The organism is Paenibacillus sp. HW567 (assembly GCF_000374185.1).
Classification (GTDB): Bacteria; Bacillota; Bacilli; order Paenibacillales; family Paenibacillaceae; genus Paenibacillus_AQ.
Genome location: NZ_KB910518.1, coordinates 3102178 through 3116581 on the forward strand (window position 1 = coordinate 3102178; position 14404 = coordinate 3116581).

At 51.3% G+C, this 14404-nt stretch carries 11 protein-coding genes and 1 other annotated feature; of the genes, 3 read left to right on the forward strand and 8 right to left on the reverse strand.

Going from position 1 to position 14404, the window contains the following annotated elements:
• Positions 1–63: 63 nt before the first annotated feature.
• Entirely contained in the window at positions 64–429 is a 366-nt protein-coding gene (locus tag B212_RS0114095) for an Asp23/Gls24 family envelope stress response protein (protein WP_019911482.1), read from the reverse strand.
• Positions 430–583: 154 nt separating this feature from the next.
• Here B212_RS0114095 and cax point away from each other — a divergent pair, with 154 nt between their 5' ends.
• Complete coding sequence (gene cax, locus B212_RS0114100; protein WP_028530824.1) at positions 584–1654, forward strand: calcium/proton exchanger; 1071 nt, start codon at positions 584–586, stop codon at positions 1652–1654.
• A gap of 136 nt (positions 1655–1790) precedes the next feature.
• Here the strand turns inward: cax and B212_RS0114105 are convergent, their stop codons facing one another.
• The 5 genes from B212_RS0114105 to B212_RS0114125 all read right to left on the reverse strand — a co-directional run bounded on the left by B212_RS0114105 (position 1791) and on the right by B212_RS0114125 (position 6768).
• Complete coding sequence (locus B212_RS0114105; RefSeq protein ID WP_019911484.1) at positions 1791–2093, reverse strand: YlaN family protein; 303 nt, start codon at positions 2091–2093, stop codon at positions 1791–1793.
• A 149-nt stretch (positions 2094–2242) separates the two neighbouring features.
• Positions 2243–2488 carry an HPr family phosphocarrier protein gene (locus tag B212_RS0114110; protein ID WP_019911485.1) on the reverse strand — a complete coding sequence of 82 codons (246 nt, stop codon included), beginning with the start codon at positions 2486–2488 and terminating at the stop codon, positions 2243–2245.
• 104 nt (positions 2489–2592) lie between these two features.
• Positions 2593–3708: an aminopeptidase gene (locus tag B212_RS0114115; RefSeq protein ID WP_019911486.1), complete on the reverse strand. Its 1116-nt coding sequence runs from the start codon at positions 3706–3708 to the stop codon at positions 2593–2595.
• A gap of 92 nt (positions 3709–3800) precedes the next feature.
• On the reverse strand, positions 3801–4658 hold the full coding sequence (locus B212_RS0114120) for a hypothetical protein (protein WP_019911488.1): 858 nt from the start codon (positions 4656–4658) through the stop codon (positions 3801–3803).
• A gap of 103 nt (positions 4659–4761) precedes the next feature.
• Positions 4762–6768, reverse strand: coding sequence for a sensor domain-containing diguanylate cyclase (locus B212_RS0114125; RefSeq protein WP_019911489.1), 2007 nt, complete (start codon positions 6766–6768; stop codon positions 4762–4764).
• Positions 6769–7160: 392 nt separating this feature from the next.
• Here B212_RS0114125 and rpsD point away from each other — a divergent pair, with 392 nt between their 5' ends.
• Complete coding sequence (gene rpsD, locus B212_RS0114130; RefSeq protein ID WP_019911491.1) at positions 7161–7760, forward strand: 30S ribosomal protein S4; 600 nt, start codon at positions 7161–7163, stop codon at positions 7758–7760.
• An 88-nt stretch (positions 7761–7848) separates the two neighbouring features.
• On the opposite strand, the gene tyrS is transcribed toward rpsD, so the two are convergent.
• On the reverse strand, positions 7849–9099 hold the full coding sequence (gene tyrS, locus B212_RS0114135) for a tyrosine--tRNA ligase (RefSeq protein ID WP_019911492.1): 1251 nt from the start codon (positions 9097–9099) through the stop codon (positions 7849–7851).
• A gap of 50 nt (positions 9100–9149) precedes the next feature.
• Positions 9150–9407 (reverse strand) — a binding site (T-box leader).
• 137 nt (positions 9408–9544) lie between these two features.
• On the opposite strand from tyrS, the gene B212_RS0114145 reads away from it, so the two are divergent.
• A complete protein-coding gene (locus B212_RS0114145; RefSeq protein WP_019911494.1) occupies positions 9545–12529 on the forward strand; it encodes a transglycosylase domain-containing protein in 2985 nt (994 codons plus the stop codon).
• A 76-nt stretch (positions 12530–12605) separates the two neighbouring features.
• Here B212_RS0114145 and acsA read toward each other — a convergent pair whose 3' ends face one another.
• Complete coding sequence (acsA, locus tag B212_RS0114150; protein ID WP_019911495.1) at positions 12606–14330, reverse strand: acetate--CoA ligase; 1725 nt, start codon at positions 14328–14330, stop codon at positions 12606–12608.
• Positions 14331–14404: the final 74 nt, after the last annotated feature.

Here is a 14404-nt window from a genome sequence, read left to right on the forward strand (position 1 = left end):
GCCTTTTACTTAACCCTAATCTCGTAAAACGGTGCTCATACCGCATGCGCAGCCATACAACGCTTACGAAATTTCGTCGTTCTTGAACGCCACGCCTTCTACCTTGACATTAACTTCAACAATATGAAGTCCTGTCATGCTCTCCACAGCCTCACGCACGTTCTGCTGAAGCATCCGGCACACCTCGTGAATCGGTGTTTCATAGAGAACGATAATACGCAAATCCACGGCAGCTTCAAGTTGTCCTACTTCAACAGTTACGCCCTTTTGCACATTCTTGCCGCTCAGGCGCTTGGCCCAGCCTTCGGACAAGCCGCCAGACATGGCCGCGATTCCAGGAGTCTCCAAGGCAGCCAACCCGGCAATCTTCGAGACGACGTCATTTGATATCCGTATATTTCCCATTTCAAGTTGAAGTTGTTCCGCCATGCCATATCCCCCCTACACTCATTATCAATTATTGTAATTCGAAAACAGGCTAAAAAGCAAATGACTTTCTCGCATGACCGTTTACAGACTGGAGCAATTTGGGTATATTGAGTATGAATTCAACCTACATATAGAGACTGGGGTGTACCTTACATTGAAAAAATGGATCTCTCCGGCGCTGCTGGTAATCACCTTCATCCTCAGTGCCATCGGACATTATGCGGACTGGGACCACACGCTGCAATTCGTCTTATCCGCCATTGCGGTCGTGTTCGTAGCCGGTTTTCTCGGCCGGGCCACAGAGAGCGTAGCCCACTATGCCGGACAGCGGCTGGGGGGCTTTCTTAATGCCACCTTCGGCAACGCGGCCGAGCTGATTATAGCCTTCTTTCTGGTCAAGGAGGGCTTGTTCGACATGGTGAAGGCGAGCCTCACCGGCTCAATTATCGGCAACCTGCTCCTGGTGCTCGGACTCAGCATCTTCACCGGCGGCATGAAATTCAAGGTTCAGAATTTCAATGTTACGCTGGCCGGGCTGAACGGCTCCCTGATGATCGTAGCCGTAATCGCCCTCTTTGTTCCTGCCATGTTCTTCAACACGCATTCCATCACGGCGAAAGATACAGATGTGCTCAGCCTAGTTGTTGCGGGCCTGCTGATCGCCGCCTATATGGCCTGGCTCGTCTTCTCCATGATTACGCACAAAAAATATTTGGCGGACGTCACGGTGGACAGCGAAGAAGAGCTCCCGAACGAGCACAAGCCTGCCTGGTCCATGAGCAAATCGGTGATTTACCTGGTGCTTGCAACGGTTATGGTCGCTTTCGTCAGCGAATGGCTGGTCGGCACCCTGGAGACCCTGACAGAGCGCTTCGGCTTCAGCGAGCTTTTTGTCGGCGCATTCCTTGTCGCCATTATCGGTAACGCAGCCGAGCATAGTGCGGCAATCATGCTCGCTATGAAGAACAAAATCGGCGCGGCGGTGGAGATTGCCGTCGGCAGCAGTCTGCAGATCGCGCTGTTCGTAGCCCCTGTGCTCATATTTGCCAGCTATTTTATGGGCAATACTATGGACATTGTGTTCACAACGATAGAGATCGTTGCGATAGCCGTTTCTGTGTTCATCGCAAAGTCGATTATTCAGGATGGTGCTACCAACTGGTATGAGGGGCTGCTGCTGCTGGCAGTGTATATGATCCTTGGCGTCTCCTTCTATCTGGTGTAAGCTCAGTCTGATAACCTTACTAACGCAAAAAAAGCACATGAGCGGACCTCCAGTCCTCATGTGCTTTTTTATAAGTAAAGAATGAATAAGTTGTCTCTGGATCTGTACCATTCTTTACTTGCAGGAAAGTTAAAATTTACAGCTCACGCTCTTCGGCCTTTTTGTTCAGCGCTTCGTACAACACAGCCAGGTTGCGCTCCAGCTCACTCAGTACCAGCTTGCCTGTAACCTCAGGCACCAGTCCCGCTCTGACCGCAAAATCGACCTCTCTGGAGAAACCGTACATCTGGGTATCCAGCACTTCCTCATAGAGAGGGCAGTAACGGGTCGCCAGATTCTCCATCTGCACTTCGATGAGCTTCTGAATTTTATTGGCATCTTCTTGGAGAAGAGTGATCGCTTTAAGATTAAGCTGTTCCTGCAAATCCGATGAAGTCATGCATTATCCCCCCCATGTCCAAAAGTTAAAGCTGCTATTGCTATTTAGTTTAATATTAGACGAAATCGGAACCCAATACAAGAATTCAGTTCATTTTACAGAAAAAACGCCCCGCCGCATAGGGCAGGACGTTTTTGAGAATAATAGGATTACTCTGCTACTACCGTAAATTTCAGACCATGCTTGGCAAAAACCTCGCTCATTGCCTTCTTGGCTTCTTCAGCGTCAGCACCATGAACATGAAGCTCGTAGCTTTGGCTAGATACAAGAGTTGTGAACAGTCCCAGAATACTCTTAACATCAATGTACTTGTTCTCTGCTTGCAGAACAATAGATGAGTTGAACCGGCTTGCCGTTTGGGCAATATCCACAATTGCCGCATTGTTACTGGACATAGGAATCCCTCCGCAACTTGATTATGAAACTTAAGTCTTTTGTAATCAATTCCATGATACATTGAATCCGCTTACTCGACAAGGTGTTTTCTTGTCTTTACATTTTATTTCAGGTTTTCGGGGTTCAGACCTTGCAGCTCTGGAAGAACAAATATTCCATCCCTCCGGATCAGCACATCGTCAAAATAGATTTCCCCGCCGCCGTATTCAGGACGCTGAATCAGCACAAGATCCCAGTGAATCGACGAACGGTTGCCGTTGTCGGTCACATCATACGCTTGACCCGGCGTAAAGTGCAGGCTGCCGGCGATTTTCTCATCGAACAGAATGTCCTTCATCGGATGCAGAATGTAAGGGTTGAAGCCGATGGCGAATTCGCCAATATGACGCGCGCCGTCATCGGAATCTAGAATTTCGTTCAGACGCACCGTATCATTGCTGGTAGCTTCAACAATTTTGCCATTCTCGAATTTGAACTTCACATTTTCAAAAGTCACACCATTATAAAGCGTTGCCGCATTGTAGCTGATCGTTCCGTTTACGGAGTCGCGGACAGGGGCGCTGTAGACCTCGCCGTCCGGTATATTTTTTTGTCCGGAGCATTTCTCTGCACCAATTCCCTTGATCGAGAAGGTCAGTTCCGTTCCCGGTCCTGCGATGCGCACCTTATCCGTTCTCCGCATCAGATCAGCCAGCGCATCCTGGGCTCTATCCATTTTGGCATAATCCAGATTACATACCTCGAAGTAAAAATCCTCAAACGCTTCTGTTGTCGTGTTGGCAAGCTGGGCCATGCTATTATTCGGATAACGCAGCACAACCCATTTGGTGTGCTTGACGCGCTGTTCACTATGTACCGGGTGGGAATACAGGGAATTGTACAGCTTCATGTTCTCTTCGGGAACATCAGCCAGATCGTTGACATTCTCTCCGGCGCGGATGCCAATGTAGCAATCCATTTGCTTCATCCGGTTCAAATCAATCTCCGCCCAGGCTTCAAGACCCTCGCGTGTTGCATATTTAAGCATGCTGCGCAGAACGGTCCGGTCAGTAAGCTGCACAAATGCACGGCCTCCGGCTTTGCCCACTTCCTCCACCACAGCTTTGATCAAATCTCTTTCGCTGCCGATCATCTCAACAAGCACGTTCTCGCCAGGCTGCACATTTACGGAATAGCCGACAAGGTTTTCCGCAAGCTTTTGAATCCTTGGGTCCTTCATTTCTCTCTCTTCCTTCCTCATACAGAAAATGAACATACCGTTCTATTGTAGCACGCCCGCTATAGAGCGCAAGGCATTCGGCATACTAAAAGTCAGTGGTATCCATAAAAATTGACCTGTGTTAGATAAGTTTCATCCGCAGGTGTACGGAGTGTTCCCTTTGTTGCGGGATAGCTGATCGTCCGGGCCCAGGTTAATTGTTTCGGCAAATTGCTTTTCGTATCCACCTTCAAATGATATACCGCCTTGACGGACACCTGTTTCAGCTTCTGCTGCAGCTCACGGTCCTTCTGCTCCCACAATGACAGCAGGGCTGCCGAGATCTTACCCGTCCTGCCAGCAGTCTTCCCGGCTGAACTGGACGCGGCAGGACGAATCGCCTGCATCTCCTGTGCAAGCTCTTTGGACAGTTGGCTGCGGGCCTCATCGTTTGTAAGCTCAATACGCAGTACCCTGGTGCCCTTCGCAGCCCCTGCTTCCTCAGTCACCTTTTTCTCCAGGCGCTCCAGCTCTTCCAGTTGGCGAATGGGGTTTAAGGCGGGCAGCGGGTTATTCTCACGGGTGGGCACTGACTGAGGCAGCAGCGTCCATTCACCGTCTTTTTTCTCAAGGCTTGCATGGTACGCCGGAGCGGCTGTTCGTTCCGCTGCGGACTTCGCCGCCGCTTTTGGCTGGCTTCCATCCGGCAAAAGGGTATAGAGGCGCACCTTGTTATGGTCTGCCACATTCCCGCCGAAGTAAAGCGCAGATTCCTTAGCCGGCTTTCCTCCAAGCTGCAGGGACGAGGCCCCTTCAAAGGATACCGTATCGCTTCCGTCCATTCCGGCCAGGGCCAGATTCAGGTCTTTGGCAGCCGGTCTGTCAGTGATAGCAGCACATCCGCTGCCAAACACAGAATATAGCAGCAGAGCCGCTGTTATCATCATTTCACGCAGTGTAACTATCCTCATAGCCTTCATATCCTTCCCGGTCGATAGATTAAATATTTATTTTAGGGTAACCCATCGGCCCGGGCTTATACGCATATCTGTAAGCAAAAAGAACCCTCACGGCTTAGGCCCAAGGATTCTTTGCACTGGCTTCGTCTTTTTTATGATCAATCACGACCTGGTTGCGGCCGTTGTTCTTCGCTTCATAGAGAGCCATGTCCGCCCGGTAGAACAGCGATTCTACGCTCACCCGCTCATCCGTCCAGCTCCACTCCGCGATGCCGCAGGAGACGGTGACACAGGGGTCTGTCTCCCCCATTACCCGCTTGCGGATGCGTTCAGCTACACAAATAGCCTGCTGCACTCCAAGCTGCGGCAAGTATACCGCCAGCTCCTCGCCGCCCCATCTGGCTGCAATGTCGCCCTGCCGGATAGACGCCTTCACAATCTCGCTCACCTGCTTCAGAATTGCATCGCCTTGCTGATGGCCGTATGTATCATTGACCATTTTGAACTGATCAATATCCACAACAATTAGCGAACCACAGAAATCGGTGGACTGCCTCTCTTTAATCTCTTCATCCAAATAGTGGCGTGCATAGAGTCCTGTGAGACTGTCCCGGTTCGCCAGCCGCCGCACTTCCGCATGCAGCCTGGCATTGCCCACAGCCAGTCCGATATGTCCGGCCATCGCCTGCAGCAGCCTGTAGCTGTCATAGGAGAAGAAATGGGGGATGCGGTGGGCGAGCATAATTGCCCCGCGGACCTCGCCGCCCACACTAAGCGGAGTAGCGATCAGCGAGAGCGACTGTGTAGCATCCATCAGCCTCGATTTCTCCCCGGCTGCATTTCGGTAATCTGATAGAATAATCGGCTCACCCGAGCTATAGATCTTCCCGCCAATCCCTTGTCCGGCATCCACAAGTTCACCCACAAGCGGAGTATGGTTGCAGGCAATTGTCTCAAGCCCGCCTTTTTCTTCATTCAAATGCAGGATACAGCAATAATCGGCATCGAACATCTCCAGCAGCTCTTCAAAGGCAAATTTAAAAATATCGCCAAGGCGCAAGCTTTGATTCAGCCGCTGTGTAAGCTCATTGCTCATCCTCAGCTCACGGATCAGTTGATTGGACCGGTCATAGAGCTTCGCATTCTCAAAAGCCGTTCCGGCAGTGTCGGCCACCATAGAGAGAAAACGCAAATCGACCTCATGGAAGGAAGGCTTGTCGAGGATCATATGAAACACACCATATACACCCTGCTTGCCGCCAAGCGGAAGCCCAACTTCAACAAAGGGGAAGTCCTCGCGCCCGGCATGGAGTGCAACCTGTCCATCCTTAAAAGCCTTGGCGCAAACATCATCGTTACCCCAGTGCAGCGGCAGCGCCTTAACCTGCGGGTGGGTGCTGCGGTGATCCTGCGACATAAACAGCTCCAGCCTCGCCCCCGGATACATGGCGGAGATGCTGTCGATGACCTCGGTTAAGACGGCATCCACATCTATATTGTCGTGCATCCGCTGCACAATCTGGAAGAGCAGTGAACGGCGGCTGCTCTCACGTTCTGCATGCAAATGCACTCCCGCCAAGTCAGACACAAACACATGCTCGAATCTGCGGTAAAAGCAGGTCTGGAAATGCATGACCATAGCTTCCGCCGTATGCCTGCCTCCCTGCTCATACTGATCTTGCGTCATAGCACAGCCAAGCACGGTAAAAATCTCCCCATGCCCGCGCGTAAATACCGGTATAGTAATAATGGACATTGCTTGTCCGTTATTCAGCTCGAAAGCTGCATATAGCTCCCTTGTTTGCAGGCTGCAGGCCGCAGCCAGTTCCCAATGGCTTTTCCAGCGTTCCCGGCTTTCTTCATTATCATCTATGGTGTCAATCCATTTACCTTCGTAATTAAGCACACACCAGTCCCAGGATTCCGCAAAGGCAGGAGCACTCAGAGCACGCCATTCCCTAAAGCTATCTGCTATCAAATGGGCAGCATAGGGAAAATCATAGGAGACAATATCCGTTTCCTTAAGCCATGCGGCGGGATCAAGACCATCTCCGCTTGATTGTATGGTATCCTGCAACAGCACACGGCTGTCCTTGCGTCCGTATGCTTCCTGATCAGACATAGAGAGGAACCCCTTTGCATCTCAAATTAAATATTTATCGGACAGCATCTTATTAGTTATATTTTACTCCCTTTCTTTGTGTATTGCATTATATTTTCCTCAAAACCGGGATTTTTTTTAGGACCAAAGAACTAACGACAAAGATAGACAAAATCTCTTTAAAGATGCCCTTGACTTTATCCCCTACATTCATATAGAATCTATTGTTGAACAAGACTGTAACAAGTCTTAATTGGGCGTAACGTTGTGTCACCCTCACGCAACTCGTTACTGCCAGGGCAGCGGCTGAACTTCCCCGGCAGTGTGAAACCATTTAACGCTTTCACGGATACGTTTTGCGGCGCAAATAGGCCCTACCATGAAATTTCAATTATAAAGGAGTCTACTATAACATGGCACGTTACACCGGACCTAAATTCAAACTCAGCCGCCGTCTGGGCATTTCCCTTAGCGGTACAGGCAAAGACCTGAAACGCCCTTTCCCTCCGGGACAGCATGGCGCTAACCAACGCAGAAAAGTAAGTAACTACGGAATGCAGCTTTTGGAAAAACAAAAACTGCGTCACATGTACGGCTTGGGTGAAAAACAGTTCAAAACTCTTTTCACTAAAGCGCAAAAGCTCCAAGGTATCGCGGGCGAAAACTTCATGTTCTTGCTTGAGAGCCGTCTGGACAACCTGGTTTACCGTCTTGGCTTCGCTAATTCCCGCGCTGGTGCGCGTCAGTTGGTATCCCACGGACATGTTACTGTTAACGGTAAAAAAGTCGACATCGCTTCTTACCGCGTAAGCGTAGGCGACGTGATCGGACTTCGTGAAAGAAGCCGCGCTATGACTTCTATCAAAGAAGCTCTTGAAAACCGCAGCCACCTTCCAGCTTATCTGGAATATGCTGATGGCTCTTTCGAAGGCAAATACATCCGTTTGCCAGAACGCGCCGAGCTGTCCCAAGATATCGACGAGAAGCAAATCGTCGAGTTCTACAACCGTTAAGATTTTCGCTTACAGCGAAAGCGATCAAAGCCTCCGGAGCAATCCGGAGGCTTTTTTTGTGCACATGATTGTTTACCTGCTTCTTCGGTCAGGACACAGACAGCTTGGCGAATTTGCGTTTGCCCATCTGGATGATGTCTCCCTCCTGGGGGATGTATTTCCCGTTCGGGTCCTCCTGCTTCACTTCATTCAGCTTCACGGAGCCTTGCACTATACTGCGTCTTGCTTCACTGTTCGAGTCTGCAAAGCCAAGCAGCGTCAGCAGCCTGACCAGCTTGATCGCGCCATTCTCCAGTTCAGCCTCCGGTATGGCAAACGTTGCTATGTCATTCGGCAAAGCCCGCTTCTGGAAGACAGTGATGAAATGCTGCTGCGCAGCGTCCGCTGCTCCGGGGCCATGGTACATTCTCACGAAGGTGTGAGCCAGCCCCATTTTGACATCTCTCGGGTGAATCGTACCCTCTTCAAGCTTTTCCTTTAGCAGCGCAAGTTCTTCATTGCTGACATCTGTAGCCATTTCGTAATATTTCAGCATCTTCCCGTCCGGTATCGACATCGCTTTGCCGTAGATTTCATTCGGTTCTTCATCAATGCCGATGTAATTCCCCAGACTTTTACTCATTTTCATAACACCGTCCAGTCCTTCGAGCAACGGCATTAATAGAACAGCCTGCGTATCTCCGCCGTATTCCTTCTGGAGCGCGCGGCCCATCAGCACATTGAACTTCTGATCCGTACCGCCAAGCTCCACATCGCTTTTGAGTGCAACCGAATCCATTCCCTGCATCAAAGGATAGAAAAATTCATGAACGCTGATCGGCTGTCCGTTCTGGAAACGATTCGTGAAATCATCACGCTCCATCATCCGCGCTACGGTTACCTTGGCTGCAAGATTCACGACGTCTGCAAAGGACATCGGGCTGAGCCATTCCGAATTGTAAAATATCTTTGTTTTCTCAGGGTCAAGAATTTTAAAGATCTGCTTCTTGTAAGTCTCGGCATTACGCTGCACATCCTCCTCGCTAAGCTGCTTGCGTGTCTCGGATTTGCCTGTAGGATCACCGATGCGTCCCGTGAAATCTCCGATAATGATCTGCACCTGATGCCCAAGCTCCTGGAACTGCCGCAGCTTATGAATGACTACGGTATGACCGATATGGATATCCGGTGCAGACGGATCAAGGCCCAGCTTAACGTTCAGCGGAACACCGGTAACTACAGAAGCCATGACCTTCCGCTTCAGCTCCTCTTCCGGCACAATTTCTGCTGCTCCGCGCCGGATGATTTCGAGCTGCCGCTCTGCCTCCTGCTGGGCAATTGTGAGTTCTTCCCATTTCATTGTTGTTCCCCCCTTAAATTATAAACGCAAAAAAGCCTCTTCTCTCCTCCCAAAGGGACGAGCAAGAGACTCGCGGTACCACCCTAATTAAAGATTATCCGTGACGGATCACCGGATGAATCTTCCACTTCATTGCCATAACGGGATTGCACCCGGTCCCGGACTACTGAACAAGCCTTAACTCAGCTTGCCGTTCCTCCGGACAGCTCCAGACTGTAATTCAAAGGGGCCCGCTGCCGGTTCGCACCACCCACCGGCTCTCTGAAACACATGGCTTGCCTTCTACTGATGTCTTTCCAAGCTTTTTCCAATATCCAATTCATGTATTTATAACATGACCGCTTTTCAAAAGTCAACCCGGGATACGAAAAGCCGTTCAGCAGAAGCGCATTCAAAATCGCCAAATTGTGCTATAATAGTTCCGTTAAAAGGAGGATTAACGTTGATGGTTGAGGAGAACAAAAAGAAAGCCGTAAAACAGCGTCCACCCCGTAGATCCTGGCTCCGCAGGTTCGGTTCCGTTGTAAAGTGGATGTTTATACTCGGCATCATGGGCATTCTGTTTGCCGGTGGTGCTGTGGCAGGCTACGTGACTTCCATAGTGAAAGACGACCCTGTCCGCTCCGAGGAAATGATTCAACAGCAAGTCAGCCAGAACGCCGTCACCGGCTTTGCCTATTTCCGCGACGGTCAGCCGATCGGCCAGCTTCGGACCGAAGAGGACCGCAGACTTATTCAATTTAACGATATCCCCCAGCTTGTGATTGATGCCGTCCTCTCTATAGAGGACAATAATTTCTACAATCATCACGGAGTGGATTACAGCGGCACCCTCCGCGCCGTTAAGCAGAAGCTGCTGAACGAATCTGTTCAGACCGGCGGCAGCACGCTGACCCAGCAGCTCGCAAGACGCGTGTTCCTTAATCTGGACCGTACAGAAGACCGCAAAATCAAGGAAATTCTGCTGTCGCTGCGGCTGGAGCGCTTTTTATCCAAGCAGGAAATTTTAACAGCCTACCTGAACAAGGTTCCGTTCGGCAACGGGTCGAACGGTTATAATCTGTTCGGGATCAAAGCCGCCGCCAAAGGCATCTTTGGACTGGACAATCTGGATAAACTGAACGTAGCCCAAGCTGCCTATCTGGCTGGATTACCTCAGCTTCCATCCAAGTATTCCGCGTTCAACGGAGTTGGCGAATTTAATGAAAAGGCTTTTAACAGAGCCCTGGAGCGCCAGCGGCTGGTACTGCGCCGGATGCTGGAGGAGAACAAAATCACTTCCTCCCAGTATGATGAAGCACTCCGCTTCGATATTAAAGGCTCTCTCGCCCCGCATACGAAAAAGGCTTACGCCACATACCCGTATCTCATGCTTGAGACCGAACGCAAGGCAGCCGAGATTCTGCTGTCGATTAATGAAGGCAACCATGGTGCTGTTGATCCTACTGCCCCCGCAGGCAGTGATAACACCGTACTCCTTGAGGAAGCCCGCCAGCAGCTTATGACCGGCGGCTACCGGGTATACACCACAATCGACAAAAAGGTGTACAGTGCGATGCACAGCATCTCGGAGGACAGCAGCAATTTTACGAAGGACAGTAAGACAAAAGGCAAGGAACAAACCGCAGGAATGATGATCGACAACAAAACCGGAGCCATCCTTGGGATGATCGAAGGGCGCGACTTCAATATTGAGCAGATGAACTACGCTACCCAAATGGTCCGTCAGCCTGGTTCGACCATGAAGCCGATAGCCGCGTATCTGCCTGCTCTGGATGCCGGACTCATTCAGCCTGCTGGCATCCTCGACGATGCGCCAATCATTCTGAAGGACGGAGGCAAGGGATTTCACATTCCCAAGAATGCCAATAACCGCTATCAGGGGCTGGTAACTGCCCGCTATGCGCTTAACAAGTCTTTGAATCTGCCTGCCCTTAAGCTGTTTAATTATTCGGTTGGCATCGACAAGGCCTGGGCTTTCGCCAAGAAGCTGGGCATTACCACGATTCAAGATAATGATTATGGTGCGCAGACCGGCGTAATCGGGGGGTTGCGCTATGGAGTAACCGTTGAGGATTTGACCAATGCCTATTCTGCAATCGGCAATCATGGGGCTTTTACGGATGCTTACATGATTGAGAAGATCGTCGATTCACAGGGTAAAATCATCTATCAGCATAAAGTTAATCCCGAGCAGGTTTTCTCTAAGCAGACTGCCTATCTCATGACAGATATGCTGCGAACGGTTATTACCGAAGGAACGGCAAGCACGGTCAAGAAGAATTATAAACACTTCAAGGACGTGCCGATTGTCGGCAAAACCGGTTCTACGCAAAACTACGGAGATGTGTGGTTTATGGGCTACACCCCGGATGTGACACTGGGCATGTGGGTCGGTTATAAGGAACAGATCAATACGCTTCAGGGCGATACCCAGAAGCGGCAGGCCCAGACACTATGGACCAAGGTCATGAATACCGTTATTGAAAAGCGGCCTGAGCTGTTCGTGACGAAGGAATTTGCCAAGCCTGACGGCATTGTCAAAAAGACCGTTTCAGCTTACAGCGGCAAGCTGCCAACCAGCTTGACCGACAGATTTACCACAGATCTGTTCAACGTCAAATTTGTTCCAACTACAAGCGATGACGGGATTTCCAAAGCCAAATATATTACGTACAATGGTGTGAATTATCTGCCGCTTGAAGGCACACCGGACGATTTCCTGAAGGAGAAAATTGTTGTTAAGCGCGAGAAGCCGATACAGGATCTGGTCAAGGAATTACTCGCTGCCTTTCCAAGGATGAAACAGCATGAGTCTCTGGAATATTACATGCCTGAGGATGCCAAGTCCGATTTCCCTACCGAGATTGATCCAAGGGTGGATGATGGTACGGCTCCAACACCGCCAGGCAGCGTGAACGTGTCTTACAGCACGGGAAAAGCGGTTATTACCTTTACTCCTAGCGGCTCGTCCGACGTTGTCGGTTACCGTCTATACCGTTCGCTGAACGGAGGCTCGTTCCAGAAGCTGGCTGTCCTCTCTGCCGGTGAGGGTACTACTTTCAGCCCGGGCACTCCAGCCGGTGCAAATGCCACCTTCTATGTGGCTGCTGTGGATGTTGCCGGACATGAGTCAGCCTCAAGCAGCGTAACAAGCGGAGCAACGCCAACACCGGAGCCAACGGCACTGCCGGAAGCATCGCCTGGCGCCGAAGCTACGCCGGACCCGGGAGTGCAGCCTGGAAGCACAGAAGATCCCGGAGCGATTATAGTTCAGCCTCCATCAGAAACTGAAGTGCCAACGGGTAGCGGTAACACTGGTGCCGGCAGCAACAACCCTGCTGCGGGCAACGCCGCTGGCGTGAATGCCGCTAACGGAAACGCCGCCGGAGGAGCCAAGGCTGGAAATACCGCAGGAAACACTCAGTAAGGCAGATGTCTTCATACAAAAACACCGTTCCCTGATTTTAGAGAACGGTGTTTTTGATATGAACTCCTAAACTGAACTACTCCTCAATGGTAGACAGATCACCAGCAGGAAGATGCAGCTCCCATGCCTTCAGCACGCGGCGCATGATTTTTCCCGAGCGGGTCTTGGGCAGTTTATCCTTGAATTCGATTTCCCGTGGCGCGGCATGGGCGGATAATCCGGCTTTGACAAATGCGGCAATCTCTTCCTTCAACTGTGCTGTCGGAAGATAGCCCTCGCGCAACGAGATAAATGCCTTGATGATCTCGCCACGCAGCACATCCGGTTTACCAATGACCCCCGCCTCAGCTACTGCCGGATGCTCAACCAGCTTGCTTTCCACCTCGAACGGACCGATCCGCTCACCGGAGGAATTGATCACATCATCAATACGGCCCTGGAACCAGAAATATCCGTCCTCGTCCATATATGCAGAATCTCCGGAAATGTACCAGCCGGGAATACGGAAATACTCTTCAAACTTCGCCGGATTGTTCCAGATCTTGCCCATCATGGAGGGCCAGGGTGTCCGTATAGCCAGATTGCCCATCGAATAGGGCGGCAGCAGATTGCCCCGGTCATCCAGTATCGCGGCTTCGATGCCCGGAAGCGGACGCCCCATAGAGCCGGGCTTAATGTCCATTCCCGGATAATTGCAGATTAGCTGCGCACCGGTCTCCGTCATCCACCAGGTGTCGTGAATACGCTGCTGATATATTTTATCGCCCCAGCGCACAACCTCGGGATTCAGCGGCTCGCCAACAGACAATACATGGCGCAGGCTGCTAAGATGGATTCCCTGCAGACTCGCCTCCCCGGCTCCCATAAGCATGCGAAATGCAGTAGGCGCACTGTACCACACCGTAACCGCGAACCGCTCAATGGTCTTATACCAGTCCTGCGGACTGAAGCGGCCGCCGCGCACCACATTGGTTACTCCATTCAGCCAAGGCGCAAAAATCCCATAGGAGGTTCCCGTTACCCAGCCCGGGTCTGCCGTACACCAATAGACATCGTCAGGACGCAAATCAAGCACAACTCTGCCTGTATAATAATGCTGGATCATCGCTCTCTGCACATGGTAGACGCCTTTGGGCTTGCCCGTTGAGCCTGAGGTGTAATGCATGATCAGCCCATCCTCCAGACTCAGCCACTCCGGCTCCAGCTCTGCCGATGCCGCCGCGGTCTCCTCTTCATAGCTCACGACTCTCTGCTCTCCGTCCGTGCTCCCGCCAATGACAAAAACATGCCGCAGTGCGGGCAATTCAGCCCGGTTCACCCGGGGCAGCAGCTCCGGTGTAGTGATCAGAGCCACCGCCCCGCTGTCCTCCAGCCGGTCCTTCACCGCCGTTTCCATAAAAGCCTCAAACAACGGTCCTGCCACCGCCCCCACCTTGAGAATGCCCAGCAGACTAAAGTACAGCTCCGGCCTCCGCGGCATAAAGATAAACACACGATCTCCTTTGCCGATCCCATATCCGCGGAGCACGTTACCGAACCGGTTCGACTGCTCCCGCAGCTCGGAGAATGTGTACCTCTCTTCCCGCAAGGAATCACTGTAGATTAAGGCTGTGGCTGATCCACGGCCTTCCAGCACATGCCGGTCTATGGCTTCATGGGCCATATTCACTTTACCGCTCTCGTGCCAGGAGAAGTCTCTCTCAATATCCTCCCACCGGAATTCGCTGACTGCCCGGGAATAATCCGCCATGTTCGCGTGCTTTACGCGGCCCGGCAAAATTTCGCTGTGGACTTGCCCCATTACCCTTGCCTCCCTCACTTGTTTGATTTAAGCTTTAAGGGCGAGATTCTTCTCTTAAGCAATTCTGTCAATGG